The 23,190-nt window shown below is 68.2% G+C and carries 20 protein-coding genes and 1 riboswitch; of the genes, 5 read left to right on the top strand and 15 right to left on the bottom strand.

Annotated features, from left to right (window positions below):
• Positions 1-2 precede the first annotated feature (2 nt).
• The 5 genes from gcvP to BW730_RS07610 form a co-directional block, all read right to left on the bottom strand.
• Positions 3-2,846 (bottom strand): aminomethyl-transferring glycine dehydrogenase, encoded by a 2,844-nt coding sequence (gene gcvP / locus BW730_RS07625; RefSeq protein ID WP_077685724.1) that lies wholly within the window; start codon positions 2,844-2,846, stop codon positions 3-5.
• 4 nt (positions 2,847-2,850) lie between these two features.
• The gene (gene gcvH / locus BW730_RS07620) at positions 2,851-3,210 is read right to left on the bottom strand and encodes a glycine cleavage system protein GcvH (protein WP_226997136.1); all 360 of its coding nucleotides are present in this window, start codon (positions 3,208-3,210) and stop codon (positions 2,851-2,853) included.
• Between the two features lie 10 nt (positions 3,211-3,220).
• Positions 3,221-4,087: a glycine cleavage T C-terminal barrel domain-containing protein gene (locus BW730_RS19970; protein ID WP_250637764.1), complete on the bottom strand. Its 867-nt coding sequence runs from the start codon at positions 4,085-4,087 to the stop codon at positions 3,221-3,223.
• A gap of 20 nt (positions 4,088-4,107) precedes the next feature.
• Positions 4,108-4,326 (bottom strand): hypothetical protein, encoded by a 219-nt coding sequence (locus BW730_RS19965; protein ID WP_250637759.1) that lies wholly within the window; start codon positions 4,324-4,326, stop codon positions 4,108-4,110.
• Between the two features lie 121 nt (positions 4,327-4,447).
• Positions 4,448-4,535: riboswitch (glycine riboswitch) on the bottom strand.
• Between the two features lie 14 nt (positions 4,536-4,549).
• On the bottom strand, positions 4,550-5,404 hold the full coding sequence (locus tag BW730_RS07610) for an alpha/beta hydrolase (RefSeq protein ID WP_077685723.1): 855 nt from the start codon (positions 5,402-5,404) through the stop codon (positions 4,550-4,552).
• 192 nt (positions 5,405-5,596) lie between these two features.
• Between BW730_RS07610 and BW730_RS18470 the strand changes: the two genes are divergently transcribed.
• Together BW730_RS18470 and BW730_RS07605 are read left to right on the top strand one after the other, a co-directional pair.
• Positions 5,597-5,737, top strand: a complete 141-nt coding sequence (locus BW730_RS18470; protein WP_158522526.1) for a hypothetical protein — start codon at positions 5,597-5,599, stop codon at positions 5,735-5,737.
• Positions 5,734-6,882, top strand: a complete 1,149-nt coding sequence (locus tag BW730_RS07605) for a cation:proton antiporter (RefSeq protein ID WP_077685722.1) — start codon at positions 5,734-5,736, stop codon at positions 6,880-6,882. The genes BW730_RS18470 and BW730_RS07605 overlap by 4 nt, the downstream gene beginning before the upstream one ends.
• A 5-nt stretch (positions 6,883-6,887) precedes the next feature.
• On the opposite strand, the gene uvrB is transcribed toward BW730_RS07605, so the two are convergent.
• From uvrB to BW730_RS07585, 4 genes are all read right to left on the bottom strand, one after another.
• Positions 6,888-8,951, bottom strand: a complete 2,064-nt coding sequence (uvrB, locus tag BW730_RS07600) for an excinuclease ABC subunit UvrB (RefSeq protein WP_077685721.1) — start codon at positions 8,949-8,951, stop codon at positions 6,888-6,890.
• Positions 8,952-9,010: 59 nt separating this feature from the next.
• The gene (locus BW730_RS07595; RefSeq protein ID WP_077685720.1) at positions 9,011-9,523 is read right to left on the bottom strand and encodes a hypothetical protein; all 513 of its coding nucleotides are present in this window, start codon (positions 9,521-9,523) and stop codon (positions 9,011-9,013) included.
• Positions 9,524-9,826: 303 nt separating this feature from the next.
• A complete protein-coding gene (locus tag BW730_RS07590) occupies positions 9,827-10,576 on the bottom strand; it encodes a hypothetical protein (protein WP_077685719.1) in 750 nt (249 codons plus the stop codon).
• A 157-nt stretch (positions 10,577-10,733) separates the two neighbouring features.
• The gene (locus tag BW730_RS07585) at positions 10,734-11,432 is read right to left on the bottom strand and encodes a maleylpyruvate isomerase family mycothiol-dependent enzyme (protein WP_077685718.1); all 699 of its coding nucleotides are present in this window, start codon (positions 11,430-11,432) and stop codon (positions 10,734-10,736) included.
• A 25-nt stretch (positions 11,433-11,457) separates the two neighbouring features.
• On the opposite strand from BW730_RS07585, the gene uvrA reads away from it, so the two are divergent.
• Positions 11,458-14,307, top strand: a complete 2,850-nt coding sequence (gene uvrA, locus BW730_RS07580) for an excinuclease ABC subunit UvrA (protein ID WP_077685717.1) — start codon at positions 11,458-11,460, stop codon at positions 14,305-14,307.
• On the opposite strand, the gene BW730_RS07575 is transcribed toward uvrA, so the two are convergent.
• A complete protein-coding gene (locus BW730_RS07575) occupies positions 14,304-14,936 on the bottom strand; it encodes a hypothetical protein (RefSeq protein WP_145952766.1) in 633 nt (210 codons plus the stop codon). The genes uvrA and BW730_RS07575 overlap by 4 nt on opposite strands.
• A 31-nt stretch (positions 14,937-14,967) precedes the next feature.
• Here BW730_RS07575 and uvrC point away from each other — a divergent pair, with 31 nt between their 5' ends.
• Positions 14,968-16,887, top strand: coding sequence for an excinuclease ABC subunit UvrC (gene uvrC / locus BW730_RS07570; RefSeq protein WP_077687566.1), 1,920 nt, complete (start codon positions 14,968-14,970; stop codon positions 16,885-16,887).
• A 1-nt stretch (position 16,888) separates the two neighbouring features.
• Here the strand turns inward: uvrC and BW730_RS07565 are convergent, their stop codons facing one another.
• The 5 genes from BW730_RS07565 to BW730_RS07545 form a co-directional block, all read right to left on the bottom strand.
• Entirely contained in the window at positions 16,889-17,737 is an 849-nt protein-coding gene (locus BW730_RS07565) for a carbohydrate ABC transporter permease (RefSeq protein ID WP_077685715.1), read from the bottom strand.
• Positions 17,734-18,603 carry a carbohydrate ABC transporter permease gene (locus BW730_RS07560; protein ID WP_077685714.1) on the bottom strand — a complete coding sequence of 290 codons (870 nt, stop codon included), beginning with the start codon at positions 18,601-18,603 and terminating at the stop codon, positions 17,734-17,736. Before BW730_RS07560 ends, BW730_RS07565 begins: the two co-directional genes overlap by 4 nt.
• A gap of 4 nt (positions 18,604-18,607) precedes the next feature.
• Positions 18,608-19,984 (bottom strand): ABC transporter substrate-binding protein, encoded by a 1,377-nt coding sequence (locus BW730_RS07555; RefSeq protein WP_145952765.1) that lies wholly within the window; start codon positions 19,982-19,984, stop codon positions 18,608-18,610.
• A gap of 16 nt (positions 19,985-20,000) precedes the next feature.
• On the bottom strand, positions 20,001-20,963 hold the full coding sequence (locus BW730_RS07550) for a uroporphyrinogen decarboxylase family protein (RefSeq protein ID WP_077685713.1): 963 nt from the start codon (positions 20,961-20,963) through the stop codon (positions 20,001-20,003).
• Between the two features lie 85 nt (positions 20,964-21,048).
• Positions 21,049-21,984: a LysR family transcriptional regulator gene (locus tag BW730_RS07545; RefSeq protein ID WP_077685712.1), complete on the bottom strand. Its 936-nt coding sequence runs from the start codon at positions 21,982-21,984 to the stop codon at positions 21,049-21,051.
• A 115-nt stretch (positions 21,985-22,099) separates the two neighbouring features.
• On the opposite strand from BW730_RS07545, the gene BW730_RS07540 reads away from it, so the two are divergent.
• The gene (locus tag BW730_RS07540; protein WP_226997135.1) at positions 22,100-23,170 is read left to right on the top strand and encodes a PLP-dependent cysteine synthase family protein; all 1,071 of its coding nucleotides are present in this window, start codon (positions 22,100-22,102) and stop codon (positions 23,168-23,170) included.
• Positions 23,171-23,190: the final 20 nt, after the last annotated feature.

Here is a 23,190-nt window from a genome sequence, read left to right as displayed (position 1 = left end):
CCTCAGGCTAGCGGCGCGCCGTCCTCATCGAGCCAGGGCGGGCAGGCGCACACCAGGTTTCGGTCGCCGTAGGCGTTGTCGACCCGGCCGACCGGCGGCCAGTACTTGTCGACACGGAATGCCCCGGGCGGGAAGCAGCCGACCTCGCGGGAGTACGGCCTGTCCCACTCGGCCACCAGGTCCTCGGTGGTGTGCGGGGCGTGCCTGAGCGGCGAGTCCTTGGCCTCGACCCGGCCCTCGACGACGTCGCCCGCCTCGCGCGCGATGTCGAGCATCGCGGTGACGAAGCGGTCCAGTTCTGCGAGTGGTTCCGACTCGGTCGGCTCCACCATCAGCGTGCCGGGCACCGGGAAGGACATCGTCGGGGCGTGGAAGCCGTGGTCGATCAGGCGCTTGGCGATGTCGTCCACCGTCACCCCATGATCGGCGAAGCCGCGCGGGTCCACGATGCACTCGTGCGCCACCCTGCCCTTGTCGCCGCGGTACAGGATCGGGTACGCCTCCGCGAGCCTGGTCGCCAGGTAGTTGGCGTTCAGGATCGCGACGCGGGTCGCCTGCGTGACGCCCGCCCCGCCCATCAGCCTGAGGTAGGCCCACGAGATCAGCAGGATCGAAGCGGACCCGAACGGAGCGGCCGAGACCGCGCCCTCCTCGCCGGTGCCGGGATCGGTCGGAAGGTGCTCCGCCAGGTGCGCCTTGACGCCGATCGGGCCCATGCCTGGGCCGCCGCCGCCGTGCGGGATCGCGAAGGTCTTGTGCAGGTTGAGGTGGCTGACGTCGCCGCCCAGGTCGCCCGGTCGCACCAGGCCCACCATGGCGTTCATGTTGGCGCCGTCGATGTAGACCTGGCCGCCGTGCTCGTGCGTGATGTCGCAGACCTGGCGCACCGTCTCCTCGAAGACGCCGTGCGTCGACGGGTAGGTGATCATCACGGCCGCGAGCCTGTCGCCCGCCTCCGCCGCCTTCGCCGCGAAGTCGGCCACGTCGATGTCGCCGTTGTCGGCCGACTTCACGGGCACCACCTTGAGGCCCGCCATCGACGCCGATGCCGGGTTGGTGCCGTGTGCGGAGGTGGGGATCAGGCAGATGTCGCGCTCGTCGCCGCGCGCCTCGTGGTAGCCACGGATCGTCATCAGGCCGGCGTACTCGCCCTGCGCGCCCGAGTTGGGCTGCATCGAGAACGCGTCGTAGCCGGTGATCTCGCAGAGCTTTTCCTCGAGGTCGTCGATCATCTCGCGGTACCCCTCGGCCTGGCTGGACGGGGCGTACGGGTGGATCGTGGCGAACTCGGGCCAGGTGATCGCGGCCATCTCCGCGGCCGCGTTGAGCTTCATGGTGCACGAGCCGAGCGGGATCATCGCCCGGTCGAGAGCCAGGTCGCGGTCGCTGAGGCGACGCATGTAGCGCATCATCTCCGACTCGGCCCGGTTCATGTGGAACACGGGGTGCGTCAGGTAGTCGCTCTCCCGGAGCAGGTCGTCCGGGATGGCGGGGGCCTCCGCGAGCGCCTCGACGGGGTCGATGCCGAACGCGTCGAGCACCCGGGCGAGCACCTCGAGCGTGGTGGTCTCGTCGCAGGAGATGCCGACCTTGTCGCGGCCGACCTTGCGCAGGTTGATGCCCCGCTGCTGGGCCGCGGCGAGGATGCCCGCCTGGCCGACCCCGACCGTCACGGTGATGGTGTCGAAGAAGTGCTCGGGCTCGACGTGCGCGCCGCCCGCCCGCAGCGCCTCCGCGAGCGTGACCGTCATCAGGTGAACCCGCTGCGCGATCGCCCGCAACCCAGCGGGGCCGTGGAAGACGGCGTAGAAGGAGGCCATCACCGCGAGCAGCGCCTGCGCCGTGCACACGTTCGACGTCGCCTTCTCGCGGCGGATGTGCTGCTCGCGGGCCTGCAGCGCAAGCCGGTAGGCGCGGTTGCCGTTGGCATCGCGCGAGACGCCGACCAGGCGCCCAGGCATGATCCGCTTCAGCGAGTCGCGGCAGGCGAGGAACGCGGCGTGCGGGCCGCCGAAGCCGGGCTGGACGCCGAAGCGCTGCGTCGACCCGACGGCGATGTCCGCGCCCATCGCGCCCGGCTCCTTGACCAGGCACAGCGCGAGCAGGTCGGTGTCGGCGATCGCCAGCGCGCCGACCTCGTGCAGCGCCTCGAACAGTTGCGTGTAGTCGCGCAGTTCGCCGTGCGTGCCGGGGTAGGCGACGATCGCGCCGAACCAGGTGTCGTCCGGTCGCGCGTCGTCGACGGGCCCCGAGACCAGGTCGATGCCGTAGGGCGTCGCGCGGGTCGCGAGCACGGCCCGCACCTGCGGGTGCAGGTCGTCGGCGACGAAGAACCTGCTCCGCTTGCCGCGGGCGTGGTTGAACGCCATCACCATGGCCTCGGCCGCCGCGGTCGCCTCGTCGAGCAGCGACGCGCCCGCCACCTCGAGGCCGGTCAGGTCGATCACCATGGTCTGGAAGTTCAGCAGCGCCTCGAGGCGGCCCTGCGCGATCTCCGGCTGGTACGGCGTGTAGGCCGTGTACCAGGCGGGGTTCTCCAGGATGTTGCGCTGGATGGCGGGCGGGGTGAGAGTCCCGTGGTAGCCCTGGCCGATCATCGACGTGTGCACGACGTTGCGCGACCCGAGGCGCCGAAGCTCCTCGAGCACCGCGCCCTCCGTCATGGGGGCCCAGCCGAGCGGCCGATCCTGACGGAGGCTGCCCGGCACGGCCTCGTCGATGAGGTCGCCGAGCGAATCCACCCCGAGCGCGCCGAGCATGGCGTCCATCTCGGCCGGGCTGGGGCCGATGTGGCGCCGGTTGGCGAAGTCGTCGGGGTCGTAGGCGGTGGGCTCCCAGGTTGGCACAGGCTCAGCCGATCATCTCGCGGTAGGCGGCCTCGTCCATCAGCTCGTCGAGCTGGGCGGGGTCGGTCGGGTCGATCCGGAACACCCAGGTGCCCATCGGGTCGGCGTTGATCGTCTCGGGGGCGTCGTTGAGGTCCTCGTTGACGGCGGTGATGACCCCGTCGATCGCGGCGGTGATGCCGGAGGCGGCCTTCGTGGAGTCGATGGCGACGACCTCGTCGCCCTTGCTCACGGACGCGCCGACCTCGGGGAGTTCGACGAAGACGATGTCGCCCAGTTCGCTCGCGGCGTGCTCGGTGATGCCGACCGCGACGTCCTCGCCGGAGGGGTCGAGCCATTCGTGCTCGGTGGTGAACTTCAGCATGTCTGGTTCCCTATCGGTGGTAGTTGTGGGCGACGAAGGGGAGGGGTGCGACGTCGGCGGGGACGCGCTTGCCGCGCACCTCCGCGTAGACGCGGTCGCCGGCTGAGCCGGCCTCGACAAGCGCCATCGCGATGGGGGCGCCGAGCGTCGCGGCGAAGCCGCCGGAGGTGACGACGCCGATCGGGTCGGCGCCATCCTCGGATGCGAACACGGCGGCGCCCTCGCGCACTGGAGCCCTTCCGTCGATCCGCAACCCGATCCGTTCGCGCGGGGCGCCGTCGGCGAGTTGGGCACCGATGATGTCGGCGCCGGGGTAGCCGCCCGCCCGCGAACCGCCGGGTCGGCGGACCTTCGGGATCGCCCAGTTGAGGCCCGCCTCGACGGGGGAGATGTCCTCGGTCAGTTCGTGCCCGTACAGCGGCATGCCCGCCTCGAGACGCAGCGAGTCGCGCGCGCCCAGCCCGGCGGGGGCGACCTCGTCCATGGCGAGCAGCGCGCGGGCGAATTCGATCGCCCGGTCGTTGGGGACCGAGACCTCGAAGCCGTCCTCACCGGTGTAGCCGGAGCGCGACACCCACACCTCTGTGCCGTCCCAGTCGAGGGCGATGGAGTCCATGAAGGTGAGGTCGGCGACGCCGTCGATCAGGCGGCCGAGGGCCTCGGCGGCCTTCGGGCCCTGGAGCGCCAGCAGCGCGCGGTCGTCGAGATGGGTCACCGTGACGCCGTCCAAGGCGCGGAGCCGCTCGAGGTCGACGTCGGTGCGTGCCGCGTTCAGGACAAGCAGGAAGTGGTCGCCCCGGTTGGCGAACATCAGGTCGTCGACGACGCCGCCGTCGTCGGTGGTGATCAGGCCGTATCGCTGCCGCGACTCGGCCAGCCCGGCGGCGCTTGCCGGGATCAGGCTCTCGAGCGCGGCCGCAGCGTCGGCGAGGTCGCCGGAGTCGGGGTGATGAGCACCTGCCCCATGTGCGAGACGTCGAAGAGCGACGCCGCCTGGCGGGTGTGGTGGTGTTCTGCGATGATCCCGGCGAACTGCACGGGGAGTTCCCACCCCGCGAAGTCGACGAGCCTGCCACCCAGTTCACGGTGCAGTGGATGAAGCGCGGTTCTCGCCATTGATAAGCCCCTTCTGCCGCGTGCGGCGCCGTCGGGTGGTCACCACCCTAAGCCCCCTCTGTCGCGGTTGCCTGAGATCTTCGTATCCTTCGGCGGGCCAATGGCCTCTTTCCAGAGTTCCAGCGTCGGCACGGTCCTGGGGCCTGAGAGTTTCCGGGGCGGTTGCTCCTTCGGCACCGGCGCAAGGCCGGTTCTCCCGTGTCGACACGAGCAGCCTAGCGGATCACCAGGTGACGAGGGTGGCGACGGGGTCGGTTCGCGGCGGTTCGGGCTCGCCCGGCTCCGGTCGCCAGAGCCACCGCAGCGCGTCGGGGAGCAGCACTCCCGCGTGGTTGAGGTTGTGGGCGCCGTCGCCGAGCACCAGGTGGAAGTCGTAGCCGGTCTCGGCGAAGGCCGCCGCGGTCTTGAGGTTCTCGCTGAGCGCGTTGAGTTGCCCGCTCGCATGGTTGGTGTCGAACGAGGCGGCCGTCATCAGGATCCGGAGGGCCTTGGGCAGCGTCTCGCGCACCAGGTAGGGGTACGGGTTGCCGTCGGGAAGGGTGGTGAAGCTCCCGATGAAGCTGATCGCCTTGCCGAACACGTCGGGCCGCATCCAGGCAGCAGTCAGGGCCGCGTGACCTCCGGCGCCGACGCCGCAGATCCCGTGCCGTGCTGGCTCCCGGTCGAGGTGCCAGCCCGCCGCGACCCGCGGGATGATCTCGTGGGCCAGGAGGTCGGCGTGCCGTGCGTCGAAGGCGTCGTACTGCGCGGCCCGGTCGACCGGGTCGACGAAGACCCCGACCGTCATCGGGATCGCCCGGCGAGCGACCAGATTGTCCAGCACCAGCCCACCGCGGAGTTCGCCGTCGGGCGCGTGGCAGCGCTCGCCGTCGAGGAAGACCATCAGGGCGGCCGGCTCGTCATCGCGGTACCCGAACGGCACGTGCACCCGGTAGCGGTGCGTCACGCCCCGGACCTTCGCCTCAAGCACCTGACAGCGCCCCGGCACCACGTCGGAGCGCGGCAGGGAGTCCGGGCCGTGCCGATAGCTCACAGGTCCGGCGGGAACCTGGTCGTCTCGGTACTGACGCTCAGCCATGACCCATTCTCGCACCGGAGCGCCGGCCGTGCGGCGACGACCGCGGAGGGGGTTGGGACCCGGCGCGTCCCCCGGTCGCCCGCGAGGGGCAGAATTGGATCCGTTGGGAGGGAGTCGCAGATGAGTGGTCCGGATGCTGCCACAAACCCACACGTAGCAAGCGACCTTGCCGAGGTCGGCAGAGGCGAGGCGTTGTCCCCGGTGCTGTTGGTGCGGGGCGACGCCACCCGAGGCCGCCCGCTCATCGTGGCGGACGGCTACCACCGGATCTGCGCCAGCTACTACCACGACGAACACACCGATATCCCAGCCGCGCTGGTGGAGGTGCCGTGAGCTTCGCGCTGCTGGCGCTGATCTGCGCCGTGGCGCTGCTTGGACCGCTGCTGTCGGCCACTCGGCGGCTGCGGCTACCCGTGGTCGTCGGCGAACTGGGCGTCGGGATCGTGCTCGGCATGACGGGCCTGAGGGTCCTGGATGCCACCAACCCGACGTTCGAGTTCATGGGGCAGATCGGTTTCGCGCTGGTGATGTTCATCGCGGGGGCGCACTTGCCGATCAGGAATCAGGCACTGGTGAAGGGGCTGGGTCGCGGCGCCTCTCGCGCGGTCGCGATCGGCGTGTTGTCGGTGCCTGCCGGGTTCGGCCTCGCGTGGGCCTTCGGAACCGGCCACGGCCCGCTGTACGCGGTACTGCTGGCGTCGAGTTCGGCCTCCCTCGTGCTGCCCGCGATGGCGGGCGCCGACCTCGGCGGGCACGACGCGCTGGAGTTCCTGGCTCAGCTCGCGATCGCCGACGCGGCCTGCATCGTGCTGCTTCCGCTCGCGATCAACCCGACGCGGGCCGGGTCCGCGGCGATCGGTGCCCTCGCGGTGCTGGTCACCGGCGCGGTGCTGCTCGTGATCCTGCTCCTCGCCGGGCGGAAGGGCCGCGCCGAGCGGCTCCACGAGTTCAGCCAACGCCGTCTCCTCGCGCTTGAGCTCAGGATCACCCTGCTTGTGCTGTTCGTGCTGGCCGCCGTGGCCGTTTCCACGGGGGTGTCTGTGATGCTGGCGGGCTTCGTCGCCGGGCTGGTGTTCGCCGCGATCGGGGAACACAACAGGGTGCAGCACCAGCTCTTCGCGATCAGCGAGGGCTTCTTCGCCCCGATCTTCTTCGTGTGGCTCGGCGCCTCACTGGACCTCCGAAACCTCGCCTCGCACCCGGCGGCGATCCTGTTGGGTCTCTCGCTTGGGTTGGGAGCGCTGATCCTTCACACGGTGGTCGGCGTCGTTTCCAGACAGCCTTGGCCGTTGGCGGGGCTCACCGCCGCGCAACTGGGGGTACCGGTGGGCGCGGTGGCGCTCGGGTCGGAGGCAGGGCTGCTGCACCCGGGCGAGGGGTCGGCCCTGCTGCTTGGGGCTGTGGTGACCATCGTGGGCGTCGCGATGCTGGCAGGGCGGGCACGAAGAACCCTCGGCGCGTCGCCAGCGCAAGCCTGATCCGACTACTTGTTCGCCTCGATCATTCCGCGCAACTCCTTCTTCAGGTCGGCGATCTCGTCGCGGTGCCTGGCCGCGACCTCGAACTGCAGTTCGGCGGCCGCGGCGTGCATCTGCTCGGTCAGCTCCGCGATCAGCTTGGTGAGCTCGTCGGTGGCCAACTTGGACGGGTCGAGGCCCTTCCTCTTCCCACCGGTCTCCTTCTTGGCCGAGTCGAGCAGGGCGTCGGTGTCGGCGTCCTCGCGCGCCAGCATGTCGGAGACGTCGGCGATGCGCTTACGCAGCGGCTGCGGGTCGATTCCGCGTTCGGTGTTGTAGGCGACCTGGATCGCTCGGCGACGATTCGTCTCATCGATGGCGGCCGCCATCGAGTCGGTGATCTTGTCTGCGTACATGTGGACCTGGCCCGCGACGTTTCGGGCGGCTCGGCCGATGGTCTGGATGAGGGAGCGCGCCGAACGCAGGAAGCCCTCCTTGTCCGCGTCGAGGATCGCCACGAGGCTCACCTCGGGAAGGTCCAGGCCCTCGCGCAGCAGGTTGATGCCGACCAGGACGTCGTACTCGCCCAGCCGGAGTTCGCGCAGCAGTTCGATCCGGCGGATGGTGTCGATGTCGGAGTGCAGGTACCTGGTGCGGATGCCGTGATCCATCAGGTAGTCGGTGAGGTCCTCGGCCATCTTCTTGGTCAGCGTCGTGACGAGGACCCGCTCGTTGCGCTCGACCCGCACCTTGACCTCCGCCATCAGGTCGTCGATCTGGCCCTTGGTCGGCTTGAGCACGACCTCTGGGTCCACGAGGCCCGTCGGGCGGATGATCTGCTCGACGAACCCGTCGCTCCGGTCCATCTCGTAGGGGCCGGGGGTGGCGGACAGGTAGACGGTCTGGCCGATCCGGTCGACGAACTCGTCGAACTTCAGCGGCCGGTTGTCGATCGCAGACGGCAACCGGAAGCCGTGCTCGACGAGGGTGCGCTTGCGGGACGCGTCGCCCTCGTACATGCCGCCGATCTGCGGGATCGTCACGTGCGACTCGTCCACGACGAGCACGAAGTCCTCGGGGAAGTAGTCAAGCAGACATGAAGGCGCCGACCCGGCCGTGCGACCGTCGATGTGGCGCGAGTAGTTCTCGATGCCCGAGCAGGTGCCGATCTGACGCATCATCTCGATGTCGTAACTGGTGCGCATCCGCAGCCGCTGCGCCTCGAGCAGTTTGCCCTCCTGCTCGAACTCGGTGAGCCGCTCGGCCAGTTCCGTCTCGATGCTGCCGATGGCCCGCTCCATCCGGTCGTTGCCCGCGGAGTAGTGGGTCGCTGGGAAGACGTAGGCCTCGTCCTCCTCCAGGATCACGTTGCCCGTGAGGGGATGCATCGTGGCGATCCGTTCGATCTCGTCGCCGAAGAACTCCACGCGAAGCGCGTTCTCCTCGTACATCGGGAAGATCTCGAGGGTGTCGCCCTTCACGCGGAAGGTGCCACGACCGCCGCCGATGTCGTTGCGCGCGTACTGGATGTCGACGAGGTGGCGAAGCAACTGGTCGCGGTCCATCTCCTCGCCGACCCGCAGCGTGACGCGCTGCTGCAGGTACTCCTCGGGGGTGCCGAGGCCGTAGATCGCGGAGACGGTAGCCACCACGATCACGTCGCGCCTGGTCAGCAGCGACGAGGTGGCCGCGTGCCGCATCCGCTCGACCTCCTCGTTGAGCGAGGAGTCCTTCTCGATGTAGGTGTCTGTCTGGGGGAGGTACGCCTCGGGCTGGTAGTAGTCGTAGTAGGAGACGAAGTACTCGATGGCGTTGTTGGGAAGCAGGTCGCGCAACTCGTTGGCGAACTGGGCGGCAAGGGTCTTGTTCGGCAGCATCACGAGCATCGGTCGCTGTAGCCGCTCCGCGAGCCACGCCACGGTTGCGGTCTTGCCCGTGCCCGTCGCGCCGAGGAGCACGACGTCCTGCTCGCCCGCCTCGATGCGGTGCTCCAACTCGTCGATGGCGCGCGGCTGATCGCCGGACGGCGTGAACTCCGAGATGACCTCGAGCGGGGCCACCTGGCGTTGTAGTTCCTCGACTGGACGCATGACCGCAAGCCTAGTCCGGCCCTCCGACAGAACCGTCGCCGTTCGCCCTTGGGTGACCCTCAGCCGGCGGGAACGAGGCAGTAACTGCGGCCGGCCTTCTGGAACTCGTAGGCGACGGCGGGACCCTCGCACGTGATCGACGCGGCGTCCGCACGCTGAGTGACCCGGAACTCCGCCGCCGCGCAGTCGCTCAGCCGGTACTCGTGCCTCCCCTCCTCGACCGTGGAGTAGCACCCGTCCACCTGGAAGTTGGGGATCAGGCAACTGGTGGTCTCCAGCAGCGTTCCGAACCGACCCTTGGTCGTGACGGTGAGCGGCGCGGCCTGGTCGTCCACGCAGGTGGTGCCCTTGTTGAACTCCGTCACGAGGTACGAATACTGCGAAGCGTCGTTGCAGTCGATCCGGTGGTACGTGAGGTCCGTGGTCCCCTCGCCGTGCACGAGGCAGTGGCCGACCTGCAGTGCGGCCTCGTCGCCGACCTGCTGCATTGCGCGGTAGCCGACCAGGCCGAGGGTCGCGACGATCACTGCGCCTGCCACTCCCCAGATCAGCCACTTGTGCAGGGGCTTCATGGGCGTCGACGGCTTCGACGGGGGTCGCCACGGCTGCTGCTGGGGCAGTGACTGGTTCGCCGCGCCCGGTGCCGGTTCCGGTGGGGGTGAAGGCGTGGGAGCCGGACGCTGCTCAGCTCCGTCTCTCTCGGCTGGAGGCTGTGTCATGGGCGGTCCTGTCCTCGACGCTGGCGGAAAGGTAGCAGGTCACGGCAGGTCCGCGGGAAGAAAGCGGTCGTCGAGTGGCCGAAGCGCAGTCCGGACGCGACGGACGGGCGACCCCGTTGCTGGGGCCGCCCGTCCGGGCAGGGTGACGCCGTCGCGTCAGGAGTTGAACGTCCCGCAGTAGCTGCGGTTGCCCTTGGCGAACTCGAGCAGCGGCTCAGAGGGGGTCTCGCAGTTGGCGGTGGCGGACTCCTCGACCTTCGTGACCTTGAAGTCGGCGCCCGCGCAGTCGGCGATCTGGAAGTCCCAGATGGTGTCGTCGACGATCTTGTAGCACTTGTCCGCGATGAAGTTCGGGATCAGGCAGGTGGTCTTGTTCGTCTTCTCCTTGGAGGAGTACTTGCCCTTCGACGAGATGGTGTAGGGCACCTCGGCCTCGCCGCAGGCCGCCTCGCCGTTGGTCACCTCGGTGACCAGGTAGGAGTAGTTGGCGTCGTCGTCGCACTTGACCTCCTTGTGGTCGAGGTCGCCCTCCTCACCGGTGATCACGATGCAGTTGCCGGCCTTCAGCGCGGCGTTGCTCACGAAGTTGCTGTACAGCGCGAAACCGCCGACGCCGACGACCGCGGCGATCACGATGAAGCTCAGCACGCGTCGCACCGGACCGGGCTTCGACGGCGCCTGCACGCCGGGGTGCGGGTAAGGACCGGGCTGGCCCGGTGCCTGCTGCCCTGGCTGTGCGCCTGCCTGGGCCTGCTGCGCGTACGGGTCGGGCTGTCCGGGGTTGCCCTGAGGCTGGCCGGGGAAGGGCTGGCCGGGGGCGCCCTGCTGCGGGGGAACAGCCTGCGGGTCGTTCGGCTGGTTTCCGCCCGGCTGGAAGTCGGGGGTCGGGTCGTTCGGCTGCGTCACGGTTGTTCCTCTGCTGGTCAACGCCGCCTCTCGCGGCTCGACGCGCAGGCTAGCAGCACAAGGGGCCGATCGGGCCCGATCGTGTCGCTGCTGGGCGATGCCGCGGCGGTTGGCTCCCGGGAGGGGCAGGCTGCGCAAGGCATCCTTCAGGCCCAGGTCAGGCGTCCGACTCCGTCGATCGGTAGATGCGGGGCGACTCGGTGCCGCGGGCCAGCCATGCGACCAGGTCGCCTGCGGGGCCGTTCATCTGCGTCGGCATCCCGGACCGGCCGACGGAGCCCTCGTAGCCCTCGTCGGCGACGAGCCGGAGCGGTGGGAAGTCGTCGCGCCTGCCGATCCGGTCGACGTGGAACGCGAGCAGCGCCACCGCGATCTCGGGCGTGAGGTCGGCGGTGGAGAACTGGCTTCCGAGGTCCATGTGGTGCAGCACCACCTCGCCGAGGCGAGCGAGCGGCATCTGGCTCGCGGGGATCCGGTAGCCGGCCCGCAGCGCGACGGGACGCGTGTCGCCCTCGAGGGCGGCGAATTCGCGCTGCAGTTCGCTTGCGGACGTGTCCAGCCGGATCTGCAGGGCGAGCCCGCTCGTCAGGGCTCCCACCTCGATCGCGTGGTGCTTGGCCGCCTGCGACTCGTACATCCGGGTCGGGGTGCCGGAGTCGATGCCGTGGATGACGCGCACCATCCCGTTGGCTCCCTCGGCGAGATGGGCGGCCACATGGCTGCGGGTCCAGCCCGCCAAACCGGTGGGCGCGGCCCAGTCGTCGTCGGAGTATCCGATGGTGGTGCCGAGCAGCAGTGCAGTGTGATCGCGAACCGCGCTCACCACCTCGGCGAACTCGGCGCGATTGGTCGGCATGTGCCCAAGTTATCAAAGACGTACCATGGCGGGCGTGAATGATCGGCTGGTAGTGCGTGGCGCACGCGTCCACAACCTCAAGAATGTTTCCCTCGACCTCCCGCGTGACGCGCTCATCGTGTTCACGGGGCTCAGCGGGTCGGGCAAATCGTCGCTTGCGTTCGACACGATCTTCGCGGAAGGCCAGCGCCGCTACGTCGAGTCGCTCTCGGCCTATGCGCGCATGTTCCTCGGCCAGATGAACAAGCCCGACGTCGACTTCATCGAGGGGCTTTCCCCCGCGGTGTCGATCGATCAGAAGTCGACGAGCCGCAATCCGCGATCCACGGTCGGCACCATCACGGAGGTCTTCGACTACCTGCGCCTGCTGTTCGCCCGCATCGGCGTGCCGCACTGCGAGGTCTGCGGCGCCGTCATCGGGCGGCAGACGCCGCAGCAGATCGTGGACCGGCTGATGTCGATGGACGAGGGCACCAGGTTCCAGATCCTCGCGCCGCTGGTGCGCGGCCGCAAGGGCGAGCACGCCGAACTGTTCCGCCAGTTGATCGGCGACGGCTACAGCCGCGTCCGCATCGACGGCGACACGTTCCCGCTCACCGAACTGCCGAGCATCGACAAGAACCGCAAGCACAACATCGAGGTCGTGGTCGACCGCGCCGTCGTGCGACCCAACGCGAAGCAGCGCATCACCGAGTCGATCGAGACGGCGCTGAACCTGGCGGGCGGCGTCGTGGTGGCCGACTTCGTTGACCTGAAGGTCGACGACCCGGAGCGGGAGCGCCGCTTCTCGGAGAAGATGGGCTGCCCCAACGACCACGACGTCAACATCGACGAGTTGGAGCCGCGCCAGTTCTCCTTCAACGGGCCGTGGGGAGCCTGCCCCGAGTGCTCCGGCCTCGGCACGCTGCTCGACCCGGACCCCGAACTGATCATCCCCAACGACGACCTGACGCTCGACGAGGGCGCCATCGCGCCGTGGAACACCGCGACCATCAAGTCGCACTACGAGCACGTGCTGACCTCGCTCGGTGAGGAGCACGGCTTCGACATGACGACGCCGTGGAAGGACCTGAGCGCCGCGGTGCAGAAGTTGCTGTTGCACGGCGCGAAGGGCAACGTCGTGGTCAAGTACCGCAACCGGTTCGGGCGGGTGCGGTCCTTCTCGCAGCGCTACGAGGGCGTCATCCCGTTCATCCGGCGCCGCTACGACGAGGCGGAGACCGACTCGGCTCGGGAACGCTGGGGCGGCTACATGCGTGAGATCAACTGCGCGGCGTGCGGTGGGGCGCGACTCAAGCCGTCCTCGCTGGGCGTGACGGTCGCGGAGCGCAACATCGCCCAGATCTCCGACCTGTCGATCGGTGAGGCCTCCGATTTCCTCGGCTCGCTGACGTTGACCGAGCGGGAGGCGGCCATCGCTGAGCGGCTCGTGAAGGAGATCAACGCCCGGCTGAAGTTCCTGCTCGACGTCGGCCTCGACTACCTGACGCTGTCCCGCGGCGCCGGGACGCTGTCTGGCGGCGAGGCGCAGCGGATCCGGCTCGCGACGCAGATCGGCTCCGGCCTGGTCGGCGTGCTCTACGTGCTGGACGAGCCGTCGATCGGGCTGCACCAGCGCGACAACCTGCGGCTGATCGAGACGCTGCACCGGTTGCGCGACCTCGGCAACACGCTGATCGTCGTCGAGCACGACGAGGACACCATCCGGGCCTCCGACTGGGCCGTCGACATCGGCCCCGGCGCGGGCGAGGGGGGCGGCGAGGTCGTCGTCTCGGGCCCCGTCAAGGAACTGCTGACCACGAAGGAGTCGATCACCGGCGCCTACCTGTCCGGCAGGCTGTCGATCCCAGTCCCGGCCGTGCGACGCACCGGCAACGGCCTGTCGATCGCGGTGCGGGGGGCCCGCGAACACAACCTCCGCGGCGTCGACGTCAGCTTCCCGCTCGGCGAACTGATCGCCGTGACCGGCGTGTCGGGGTCGGGCAAGTCGTCGCTGGTCAACTCGATCCTCTACACCGCCGCCGCGAAGGCCATCTACAACGCGAAGGCCGTGCCGGGTAAGCACAAGGCCCTCGACGGGTTGGAGAACATCGACAAGGTGATCCAGGTCGACCAGTCGCCCATCGGTCGCACCCCGCGTTCGAACCCCGCCACCTACACCGGCGTGTTCGACAAGATCCGCAACCTGTTCGCGCAGACGCCGGAGGCGAAGGTCCGCGGCTACATGCCGGGCCGCTTCTCCTTCAACGTCAAGGGCGGGCGCTGCGAGAACTGCATGGGCGACGGCACCATCAAGATCGAGATGAACTTCCTCCCGGACGTGTACGTGCCGTGCGAGGTGTGCCACGGTGCCCGCTACAACCGCGAGACGCTCGAGGTGCACTACAAGGGCAAGACGATCGCCGAGGTCCTCGACATGCCGATCAGCGAGGCCGTCGAGTTCTTCGCGCCGATCTCCTCGATCGCGCGCTACCTGCAGACCCTGACGGAGGTCGGGCTCGGGTACGTCCGGCTCGGGCAGCCCGCCACGACCCTGTCCGGCGGTGAGGCGCAGCGCGTCAAGCTGGCGGCCGAACTGCAGAAGCGGTCGACGGGGCGGACGCTGTATGTGCTCGACGAGCCCACCACGGGCCTGCACTTCGAGGACATCCGCAGGCTGCTCGCGGTGCTGCAGCGCCTGGTCGACGCGGGCAACACCGTCGTGACCATCGAACACAACCTGGACGTCATCAAGTCGGCCGACTGGATCATCGACATGGGGCCGGACGGCGGATCGCGCGGCGGAACGGTGGTCGCCACGGGAACCCCCGAAGAGGTCGCGGCGAACAAGTTGTCGGCGACCGGAGCGTTCCTGAAGCCGCTGCTGGACGTCTAGGAGGGGATGACGGGTCGCATCGACTCCGGTGCGATCCGGCGCGGCACGATCCGGCCGACCACCAGCAGCGCGACGCCGAGGATCAGGAACGGCGCGACCTTCGCCAACTCGGAGACCCAGCCGTTGACCACCATCGGCAGGTCGTCGACGGCGAACACCACCACGCCGCTCTGGCCGCCCTCGCAGGTGACCGTGTAGGTGGCCTTCTCCGCGTCGAAGACCTGCAGGGTCTTGCCGTTGGCCTCAGGGAGTTGCTCCATGGCGACGGGCACCGCGGTGCCGTCCATGTCTGCCACGGTGCAGGCGGGCGCGACGCCGTCGGGCTTGGTGATGGCGTAGCGGCCTGGGTCGGGCAGCGAGACGGTGCCTGACGCGCCAGGCACGTGCCGCTGCGCGACCCACTCGCCGGTCCTGGTGTTGAGGAACTGGGTGTTGAACTGGCCGAGGGCGAGCGCCCCGCCGAGCGCGATCGACGCGACCGCGAGCACCGTTGCCACGATGCCGACGACGAGCGCCCAGTTCTTGCGCTTGCGGAAGGCCGCCAACTGCTCGCGGTAGGCGTGCATGTCTGCCGCCGTCGGCTGGGGGGACTCGGTGACGGTGACGTGTCTGGGTGACGACTCGGGCATGGCTTCAGGCTACCCGCCTAAGATCGCTGACATGGCCGATCCAGCTACCTACCGTCCCCGTCCCGGTGCGATTCCCACCGATCCGGGGGTGTACCGGTTCTTCGACGCGTTCGGCAACGTGATCTACGTTGGCAAGGCCAAGAACCTGCGGCAGCGGCTGAACTCCTACTTCGCCGACCCGTCCGCGCTGCACTTCCGCACCCAGACGATGGTGCGCACCGCCAACAAGGTCGAGTGGACGGTGGTGGCCAACGAACTGGAGGCGCTGCAACTCGAGTACACCTGGATCCAGCAGTTCGACCCGCGCTTCAACGTCAAGTACCGAGACGACAAGTCGTACCCGTGGCTCGCCGTCACGATGAGCGAGGAGTTCCCGCGCGTGTTCGTCGGTCGCGGCGCCAAGAAGCGCGGCACCCGCTACTTCGGGCCGTTCGGCCAGGCGTGGGCGATCCGCGAGACGGTCGACCTGCTGCTGCGGGTGTTCCCGATGCGCTCCTGCACGCAGGGGGTGTTCAACCGGGCCAGGTCGTCGGGTCGCCCCTGCCTGCTCGGCGACATCGGCAAGTGCTCGGCGCCGTGCGTCGGCCGGGTCACGCCGGAGGAGCACCGCGAGATCGCCGAGGACTTCTGCTCGTTCATGGCGGGCAACACCGGCGGCATCATCGGCAGGATCGAGCGGGAGATGTACCAGGCCTCCGCCGACCTCAACTTCGAGCGGGCAGCGGTGCTGCGCGACTCGCTCGCAGCGCTCAGGAAGGTGCAGGAGAAGAACTCCGTCGTGCTGAGCGACGGGCTCCGCGCCGACATTGTGGGGCTCGCCGACGACGGCCAGCAGGTCGCCGTGCAGGTCTTCCACGTCGTCGACGGCCGGATCCTGGGGGAGCGCGGCTGGATCGCCGACCGGGCCGACGACCGCCCCCTCACAGAACTCTTGGAGGCCTTCCTCGAGCAGCTGTACACCGACGACCTCGAGATCCCGCCGCACGTCTTCTCCTCCATCGAGGCGGAGGACACCGTCGCGGCGCACCTGACCGTCCGCCGAGGCAGCAACGTGACGATCAAGGTGCCGCTGCGGGGGGAGAAGCGGGCGCTGCTCGACACGGTCGTCAAGAACGCGGAACTGGCCCTCGATCAGGCCAAGCTGCGCCGCGCCACGGACCTGACGACCCGCAACCTCGCCCTTGAGGAGGTCGCAGAGGCCCTCGACCTGTCCGAGCCTCCGCTGCGGATCGAGTGCTACGACATCTCGCACACCATGGGCACCGAGGTCGTCGGCTCGATGGTGGTCTTCGAGGACGGTATGCCGCGCAAGAGCGAGTACCGCCGCTTCATCATCAAGGGCTTCGAGGGCAGCAACGACGTCGCCGCGATCCGGGAGGTGCTCACCCGACGGCTCCGCCGCCTCGTGGACGAGCGCGCCTCGGACGTGCACGTGGACGCCACCACAGGGGCGGCGGCGAAGTTCGCCTACGCCCCAGGCCTGATCGTGGTCGACGGTGGACAGCCGCAGGTCAACGTGGCGGCGGAGGTGCTGCGCGAATTCGGCCTCGAGAACGAGATCGCGCTCAGCGGCCTCGCCAAGCGCCTCGAGGAGGTGTGGCTGCCAGGAGAGGACTACCCGGTGATCCTGCCGCGCGCCTCCGAGGGGCTGTACCTGCTGCAGCGGTTGCGCGACGAGGCCCACCGGTTCGCGATCACGCACCACCGCTCCCGCCGGGCCAAGCACGTCGTCGAGTCGCTCCTCGACGGCGTGCCCGGCCTGGGGGAGCTACGCAGGAAGGCCCTGCTGACCTACTTCGGGTCGATGCGGAAGCTGCGTCAGGCCACCGTCGAGGAGATCGCGGAGGTCCCCGGCTTCGGCCCGACGCTCGCCGCCGCCGTGAAGGAGGCGGTCGCCGACACCGGAGGCGAGGCGATCAACCTCACCACCGGCGAGGTGACGGAGATCTGAGTCATCCCTTGACGGCGCCTGCCGTCATGTCTGCCTTCTGGAACCGTTGGAAGATCACGTATCCGATGACTGGCGGGACGATCGCGATTGCGGTGCCCGCCATGATGATCGGCCATGGCGTGGAGAGGCCCTCGCCGACGGGAAGCAGCGAGATCGCCTGCATCAGCGTGTACTTCTCCTGCGAGCGCAGGAACACCAGCGGCCAGAAGAAGTCGTTCCAGCGCGCGATCACGGTCAGGGTGGTCCAGACGGCAAGGCCCGGCTTGATCATGGGAAGCACGATCTGCCAGTAGGTTCGGAACGGGCCGCATCCATCGACGCGGGCCGCCTCGATCACCTCGTCCGGAACGGCCTTGATGTACTGGCGCATGTAGAAGATCCCGACCGCTGTGGCCATCTTCGGGATGATGAGCGACCAGAGCGAGTTGGTCAGGCTCAGGTCCGTCATGATCATGAAGAGCGGGATGACAGCGACCTCCGGCGGAACCAGCATCGTCCCGACCAGTGCGTAGAACAGGAACTCACGCCCAGGGAAGCGGATCTTTGCGAACGCGAACCCCGCGAGGGAGCAGAAGAACAGCGTCGTCACGGTGCCGATCGCCGTGGTGAACAAGGAGTTGCCGATGTTGGTCCACACAGGGATCAGCCGGTTGACCTCCGGGAAGTTGCTGAGCGTCAGGTTCGACATGTCCAGCACCGCCGCCCCCGTCATCGACGAGGACTTGGGGTGCAGCGCGATCAGCATCATCCACGCGGCGGGCAGGATCGAGTAGACCGTGATGATCAGCATCAGGGTGTAGCAGATCCAGCGGCCGGCACGGGCGGAGATGGTTCCGGACGGGCGTTTCATGCGTCGGCGTCCTTTCGCATCAGGAACAACTGGATGATCGAGACGAGGGCCAGGATGAGGGTCAGGGCGACGCCGATGGCGGCCCCGTAGCCGTACTTGAACAGCCGGAACGAACTCTCGTACATGTACTGGAACAGGCTGACGTTGGACGTGCCTGGCCCCCGCATGATGAACGGCTCGGCGAAGATGTTCCACGACTCGACCGTGATCATGATCATGCAGAACATCAGCACCGGCCGCAGCGACGGCAGGGTGATGTGCCAGAAGGTGCGAGCCGCGCCCGCGCCGTCCACCTTGGCGGCCTCGTAGTAATCCCGAGGGATGTTGAGGAGGCCGCCGAGGAGGATCAGGGCGAACCACGGTGTGTGACGCCACACGTTGAGCACGATGACCGGAACCTTGGACCAGGTGGTCGTGGTCAGCCACCCGACCTGGTCGAGTCCCACGAGTCCGAGTACCTCGTTGACGAGGCCCTGCTGCGTGTCGAACATGATGTTGAAGATCAGGCCGATGGCGACCGTCGCGCAGACATACGGCAGGAAGGTCAACGTCTTGAACGTGCGCAGACCGTGGAGGTCGCGCTTGTTCAGCAGCAGGCTGATCCCCATTGCCAGCGGCAGGATGAAGACGAGGCCGCAGACCCAGTAGATCAGCGTGTTCGCCGTGGCATCCCAGAACTGCGGATCGGTCAGCAGCAACCGAAAGTTCTTGAGCCCCACCGATTCCGGCTCCCCGAGCCCTGACCATTCCTGGGTCGAGATGTAGAAGGTCCAGAGGATCGGGAAGAGTTGGAAGACGAGGAAGAGCGCGAAGAACGGAACGATGAACAGGTAGCCGGCACCGTGGCGTCGGGCGAAGCTCAGCATGGCGCTACTTGGGGTCGGTGGTGCTGATCCGGCTCTTCAAGGCCTCGTGGGCATTCTTGATGGCATCGTCGATCGACTGATCGCCGGCGATGAACTTCTCGAGCTCGGGTGAGATGAGGGCGTCGGCCTCCGCGTCGTCCTTCGTCACCCGGAGGTTGGCGGACGAGTTCTGCAGGCCGAGTGCCTCCGTCTCGCGGAACGACTGGCCGCCGTAGAAGTCCGACGGCTCCTTCCAGAACGGATCCTTGAGCAGGTCCAACGCGATCGGGTTCGCGTAGGGGGCGTTCTCCTCGACCATCTTGGTGGTCCAGGTCTGTCGCGCCTCTGCGTCGAACTGGAAGTCGTTCCAGAGCTGCTGCCACAGGGCGGAGTACTGCCCCTCCGGCTTCTTGACGGCGCAGAACAGGCCGATGACCGGCGCTCCGGCGGTGCCGACGTCCTCGAAGACGGGGGCGGGCTGGGCCCGCCACTTGCCGGCCATGTCCGCCACGTTGCCGCGCAGGAACTCGTCGAAGAATGCTCCGATGTAGAACGTCGCGATCTTGCCAGCCTTGATGGCGTCATAGAGCGGAGCCTGGAACATCTTGGTGACGAACAGGTGCCCCTCGCTCTGAAGCGTCCCCAGGTAACCCAGCGCCTTGCGAGTGCCCTCGGAGTCGCCGAACACGACGCTGCCGTCGTCGCCCCAGATCTGGGCCCCTGCCTGGGGAAGCAGACCGCGACGTCCCCAGTAGCGCCAGGCCAGGGTCGTCGGGTCGATCTGGCTCAACTGGACGGCACCCTTCGAGTCGGTCTTCAGCTTTCGACCGGCCTCCAGGTAACCGTCCATCGTGGAGAGGCTCTCGGCATCGATGCCGTAGGTGTCGAGGATGTCCTGGTTGTAGAAGAGCAGTTGCGGCCGCACCGAGTCGGGCAGTCCGTACAGCTTCCCGTCGTACGCCGAGTCACTCAGGGCACCGGGCACCAACTTGTCCTCGATCCCGCTGAGGTAGTCGGTGAAGTCGACGAGGATGTCGTTCTTGGCCATGTCGAGCAGCGAGACCCTCGAGGTCTGGATGACGTCCGCGGCACTGGCGTAGTCCTGGGCCGACATGGCCTGGATGAGCTTCTGGCGCGCCTGCGCCTCACCCTCGTTCTGCACCATGTCGATGGTGACGCCCTTGGCGATGTCCTGATGCCGCTCGAGCCACGGGTTGTAGTACTCCAGCAGCCACTGCGGCTGGCCGTAGCCGTACATGATCATCTTGCCGGGCGGGAAGACCCCGCCGTCCGGGGTGCTGGGTGAGTCCGGGGACGGCTTCGAGCCGCCACAGGCGCTGAGCCCGGCCGAGGCCCCGAGGAGGAGCGAGGAGCCGAGGAGGGTACGTCGGGAAATGTTCATATCGAGGACCTCAGTTCTAGGACGAAAGGGTGGAGATAGCGGAGGCGAGGCGACCCACGACGTCGGCGGGGGTCGTGTCAGGCAGGCTGCAGTCGGCGCCGATGATGGTGCGGCTCCGGGTCATGGACGAGATCGCCCCGGTCGCGAGGGACTCTGCGTCGGCAGGGTCCCCAGCGCCGAGGAAGTACGGGTCGAAGTTGTCGATGCCGCCGACCACGACGGCGCCTGGGAAGGCCTCGCGCATCTGGGCCTCGGTGATGGGGTTCAGGTGGAGCGCGACCTGGACGATGTCGACCGGGTAGCCGGCATAGCGTGCCAGGTCGATGTCCTCCTTGCAGATGTGCAGGAAGCTCAGGCGTCCCACGGCTCGGGTCGCCTCGAGGATCGCGAGGTCGTGCGGTCGGATGTGGCGCTCGAACTCCTCGCGGGTGAAGTTGGAGGACTCGCCGCCCAGCGCGGCGAGGTAGATGCCGTCGACGCCCGCGTCGAGCATCGCGGTGGTCTGGGCGAGCAACGACGCGCCGATCACGTCGAATGCGGACCCGACGGTGACCGGGTCGGCCCTGAGCGCGTCGGTCAACTGGTGCCGCCGCTCCTCGTAGTCGTTCGGTCCGCCGCGTGCGTGGAAGGCCGACGCCGTCACGCCATGCACGGTCGCGAAGACCGGCAGATCTTCCCCGAACTCCGCGATCAGCCGGGTCACCAGGTCGACCTGGGCCTGCAGCGCGGGATGGTCCGGTTCGTAGGGGGTCACCGTCGCCCAGTCGGATGCCCGGGCGAACTCATCCCCATGGGGGTACAACTGCTCGTTCATTGCCTTGACTATGAGGGGATGGGTCTCCTCGACCCATTCGGCGTGTGCGGCAAGCGCCGCATCGCCTAGTTGTGCGTCGGTTGGAAAGTGTTTCCAGAAGACCGAACCGAACCTTGACTGCGGCTCACCCGAGAGGGCTGCTGCCAGCAGTTCACCGTTGAACATGAGACCAACTCCTTGTCGTTTGGTGAAGCATGGCAGACAGCCAGCCGTAACGACTAGGCCCTATTGGGCATACTCTCCATAAGTTTTACTTATAGTGGCCTATGCCTTGAGCCTCGATGGTCATCGCCGCCTCCCGCAGGGCGTCCAGCAGTTGGACAACGCCCGGGATTCGAAGCGTTGTCGAAGTGGAAACCGTGCTGACTCTGCGCAGTCGGGCCGGAGAGATGGCCTTGAAACGCAGGGTCGGGTCGACCCGGGCCGCGGCGACCATCAACTGGGGGATCAGGGCGACGCCGAGTTCCAGGGCCGCGAGGCGCTGCAGTGCCACGTAGTCGTCGGTCTCGAGGGCGATGTTCGGGACGAAGTCGGCCGCGCTCGCCGCCTCGAACAGGTTCGCCCTGCACTCCTCGCACCCGGCGATCCACGGGGCGTCGGCGAGGTCGTGCAGTGCCACCACCCGGGACGAGGCTGCGGGGTGATGCTCGGGAAGCGCCACGTAGACGTCCTCCTCAAGGATGGTGCGCCACATCCAGTCCTCCTCGGCGGGGCGAGGAGGGGAGCCGGGGGAGTAGAACTGGGCGATGACAGCGACGTCGATCCTGCCCGCGCGCAGGTCGGCGACCGCGGTGGTCGCGTCCGCCTCGACGAGTCGCACGTCGACGCCCGGGTGTTTGGCCTTGAAACTGGCAAGCGCCAACGGCACGATCGTGGCGGCGGCGGAAGGGAACGCGGCAAGCGTCAACGCCCCGCCCCGCAGGCCGGCGATCAGGTCGATCTCGGTCTTGGCCCGGGTGGCCGCCTCGATCGCCTGCGCGCCGTAGTGGAGGAACACCTCACCCGCCTGCGTGAGTCGGGTGCGCCGGCCCTCGCGCAGCACCAGCGGGGTCGCGGCCTCCTTCTCCAACTGCTTGATCTGCTGGGAGATCGCGGGCTGCGAGTAGCCGAGCTCCCGGGCCGCAGCCGAGACGGTACCCGTCCGGTTGAGCGCGTCGATGAGGCGGAAGTGACGGATTTCGAACATGGTCAAGTATAAGCAGCGCTTTGGTTTCGTAGAGCAAACCTGCCTTTGATTTCTGGCGCTCAGGTGGCGACGATGGAACCGTCACGAGGAAGGGGCAGGGATGCGATCGGATTGGGTGAGTCGCGCGGTCGAGGTCGTGCGCTCCTGCGCGCTCGAGGAGGAGACCCCGCTCGTCGAGGTGCCGCTGCCGGATCGCCTCGGTGCGCGGTTGGTGATGAAGGACGAGTCGCAGCATCCGTCGGGTTCGCTGAAGCACCGCCTCGCCGCGTCCCTGATCATGTTCGGCCTCTGCAACGGCGACATCCGCCCGGGCGGCACCCTGCTGGACGCCTCCAGCGGGTCGACGGCGATCTCGGAGGCCTACTTCGCCCGTGAACTCGGGCTCGACTTCGTCGCGGTGATCCCCGCGGCCACCAGCCCGGAGAAGATCCGGTTGCTCGAGGGACTCGGGGCCCGCTGTGAACTGGTCGAGGGAGGGGTGAGCGTCACCGCCGTCGCCGAGGAACTCGCCGCGCAGCCGGGGTGGGTCTACCTGGACCAGTTCGCCAACGCAAGCACCCGCACCAACTGGCGTGAGGGCAACGTCGCCAGCGCCCTGTTCGCTCAGTTGGACGCGCAGCAGATCAGGTGTCCCGACTGGATCGTCGTCGGCGCGGGCACCGGGGGCACCTCCGCCACGATCGCCCGGTTCGCCAGGTATCGCGCCAGGCGCTCGTCCGTCGCGGTGGTCGACCCCGAGGGAAGCGCGTTCTACAAGGCCTGGCGCAGCGGAAGCCGCGACGAGGTCGGCTCGACCTCGCGGATCGAGGGGATCGGAAGGTCCGTCGTCGAGGCGTCCTTCATGCCCCAACTCATCGACGAGATGATCCAGGTCCCCGACGTGCTCTCCGTCGCTGGCATGCGGGCGCTCAAGGAGTTCGGCATCGACGCGGGCCCTTCGACCGGAACCAACCTGATCGGCAGCCTGCTGCTTGCGCTGCGGGGGCGACCGGAGGGTCGGACGATGACGCTCGCGTCGCTGATCTGCGACCGCGGCGAGCGCTACGCCGACACCTACGGTGACGACGCCTGGCTCGCCCGGCAGGGGATCGTCCTTGGCGATGAGGTGCAGAGTTTGGTTGACTTCCTGCATGGGGGCGACGTGCCCTCCTTCCTGACGGACGCGAGGGTGCCCGTCCCGATGTGACGAGGGTCGGTTTGAACACT

The sequence above is a fragment of the Tessaracoccus aquimaris genome (assembly GCF_001997345.1).
In the GTDB taxonomy this organism is placed as follows: Bacteria; Actinomycetota; Actinomycetes; order Propionibacteriales; family Propionibacteriaceae; genus Arachnia; species Arachnia aquimaris.
This window is presented reverse-complemented; position numbering and strand designations above follow the sequence as displayed.

Coding starts and splice junctions, on each gene's coding strand:
- uvrB (WP_077685721.1), bottom strand. CDS start 8,951: ATGCGTCCAGTCGAGGAACTACAACGCCAGGTGGCCCCGCTCGAGGTC.
- BW730_RS07545 (WP_077685712.1), bottom strand. CDS start 21,984: ATGTTCGAAATCCGTCACTTCCGCCTCATCGACGCGCTCAACCGGACG.
- BW730_RS07575 (WP_145952766.1), bottom strand. CDS start 14,936: ATGCCCGAGTCGTCACCCAGACACGTCACCGTCACCGAGTCCCCCCAG.
- BW730_RS07555 (WP_145952765.1), bottom strand. CDS start 19,984: ATGAACATTTCCCGACGTACCCTCCTCGGCTCCTCGCTCCTCCTCGGG.
- uvrC (WP_077687566.1), top strand. CDS start 14,968: ATGGCCGATCCAGCTACCTACCGTCCCCGTCCCGGTGCGATTCCCACC.
- BW730_RS07585 (WP_077685718.1), bottom strand. CDS start 11,432: ATGCCGACCAATCGCGCCGAGTTCGCCGAGGTGGTGAGCGCGGTTCGC.
- BW730_RS07550 (WP_077685713.1), bottom strand. CDS start 20,963: ATGTTCAACGGTGAACTGCTGGCAGCAGCCCTCTCGGGTGAGCCGCAG.
- BW730_RS19965 (WP_250637759.1), bottom strand. CDS start 4,326: ATGGCGAGAACCGCGCTTCATCCACTGCACCGTGAACTGGGTGGCAGG.
- BW730_RS07565 (WP_077685715.1), bottom strand. CDS start 17,737: ATGAAACGCCCGTCCGGAACCATCTCCGCCCGTGCCGGCCGCTGGATC.
- BW730_RS07610 (WP_077685723.1), bottom strand. CDS start 5,404: ATGGCTGAGCGTCAGTACCGAGACGACCAGGTTCCCGCCGGACCTGTG.
- gcvH (WP_226997136.1), bottom strand. CDS start 3,210: ATGCTGAAGTTCACCACCGAGCACGAATGGCTCGACCCCTCCGGCGAG.
- BW730_RS07560 (WP_077685714.1), bottom strand. CDS start 18,603: ATGCTGAGCTTCGCCCGACGCCACGGTGCCGGCTACCTGTTCATCGTT.
- BW730_RS07595 (WP_077685720.1), bottom strand. CDS start 9,523: ATGAAGCCCCTGCACAAGTGGCTGATCTGGGGAGTGGCAGGCGCAGTG.
- uvrA (WP_077685717.1), top strand. CDS start 11,458: ATGGCGGGCGTGAATGATCGGCTGGTAGTGCGTGGCGCACGCGTCCAC.